Origin of the sequence: Dietzia sp. DQ11-38-2, assembly GCF_014145055.1 — a bacterium.
In the GTDB taxonomy this organism is placed as follows: Bacteria; Actinomycetota; Actinomycetes; order Mycobacteriales; family Mycobacteriaceae; genus Dietzia.
The window spans coordinates 1-1,666 of the sequence record NZ_JAALDW010000207.1 but is presented as its reverse complement, the minus strand read 5'-3'; the positions used below and the strand labels follow the sequence as shown (position 1 = coordinate 1,666).

Sequence of the window (1,666 nt, the reverse complement as noted above, 5' to 3'; positions counted from 1 at the left end):
CGGCGTTGTTGACCAGCACGTCGACCGGTTCGGCCTCCGCCCCGTTCAACTCGTCCGCGGCGCGCCCCACGCTCTCCAGCGAGGCCAGGTCCAATTCGACGACCCGCGAGGGTCCCGGCAGCGCGGCCGCGATGTCGCGTCCCCGCACGGTGTCCCGGACCGCGAGGATCACCCGCGCGCCGCGATCCGACGCGGCACGGGCGGTCTCCAGGCCGACTCCGCTGGTCGCCCCCGTGATGAGCCACGTCTGGCCGGTGAGGTCGGGGACGTCGATTCCTGTGTGCGCCACGGAGCCCAGGTTACTGACCGCGGGCCGGCGGTCGAGACTACGGTAATTCGCGACAGCGTCCGGGTGGACAGGAGCGGGAGTCGGGCAGACGCCGTTGACACCCGACGAGAGGAGACAGCTGTGCCGGTCGAGATGGGAATCTGGCGGATGGACGGCGACAGGCCTCACCGACTGTCGCCCACCACGATGCCGACCGAGGTGATGCTGGAGGAGTTCCTCGAGCGGGACCCGTCATTGCTCGGTGATCGGCTCCTGGTCATCGGCAGGCAGGTACGCACGCCGTACCAGAAGCTCATCGACCTGCTCGCCGTCGACGCCGAGGGCAACCTCCACGTGCTGGAACTCAAACGGGACAGGACGCCGCGGGATGTGGTGGCGCAGGTACTCGACTACGGCTCATGGGTCACGACCTTGGATCACGAGAGCATCATCGATCTCGCGAACGGCCACCTCGACCGTCCATTCGAAACCGCCTTTGAGGAGGTCTTCGGCACCCCGCCTCCCGATGAGCTCAACGGCGCGCTCACTCTGGTGGTGGTCGCCACCGACCTGGACCCCAGCTCCGAGAGGATCGTCACGTATCTCCGCGAGTTCGGCGTTCCCGTCAACGTCGTGTTCTTCACCTTTCTGGAGGACGACGGCCGACGCTACCTCGCCCGATCCTGGCTTGCCGCGAGCGAGGAGGGTGCGACAGGCGTCGGCACGTCCCCCCGCAACTACCAGGGCAAACGGGCCGAGTGGAACGGGACCGATTGGTTCGTCTCGTTCGGCGAGGAGGGCACACGGGCCTGGGACGACGGTCGCCGCTTCGGCTTCATCTCCGCGGGAGGTGGGACCTGGTACTCGGGCTCATTGCACAACCTCCCGGTTGGTGCGCGGGTCAACGTCCATATCCCCAAGAGCGGGTACGTCGCGATAGGCGAGGTCCTTCGCCCCGCCACCCGCTTCGACCAGGCCTCGGTCCTCGTGGACGGCAAGTGGGTTCACCTCGCCGATCAGGAGCTCAGCGCCCCGTACAGGCACGGCCCACCGGGGGTCGCGGACAGCGACGACGACGCCGAGTACGCCGTGCCGGTCCGCTGGTGGGTGAGCGTCCCACGATCCGAGGCGTTCTGGGTCAAGGGGATGTTCGCCAACCAGAACAGCGCGTGCAAGCTCCGGCAGGAGTTCACTCTGGCCCGGCTGGCCGAGCATTTCGGATTGGACCGGAAGACGCAAACCCACTGAAAGTGGCGGTTAGTCTCCGCTCATGCGCCCCTCAGCCTCCCGCCCCCGCCGTTCGCTGACCGCGGCGGTCGCCGCCCTCGTCATCGTCACCTCCCTCACCGCTCCCACCGCCGGCGCCGCGCCGGCGGCCTCCGGCCAAACGGCACCGCG

Annotated in this window: 2 protein-coding genes; one reads left to right on the top strand and one right to left on the bottom strand. The window is 68.5% G+C overall.

Annotation, left to right across the window (positions count from 1 at the left end; translation table 11 throughout):
* Window positions 1-289 (bottom strand): SDR family NAD(P)-dependent oxidoreductase (locus tag G6026_RS07635; protein ID WP_182612822.1); only part of this gene is annotated, 289 nt, incomplete at its 3' end.
* 120 nt (window positions 290-409) lie between these two features.
* On the opposite strand from G6026_RS07635, the gene G6026_RS07630 reads away from it, so the two are divergent.
* Window positions 410-1,516, top strand: a complete 1,107-nt coding sequence (locus tag G6026_RS07630) for a hypothetical protein (protein ID WP_182612821.1) — start codon at window positions 410-412, stop codon at window positions 1,514-1,516.
* The last annotated feature ends 150 nt before the right edge of the window (window positions 1,517-1,666 follow it).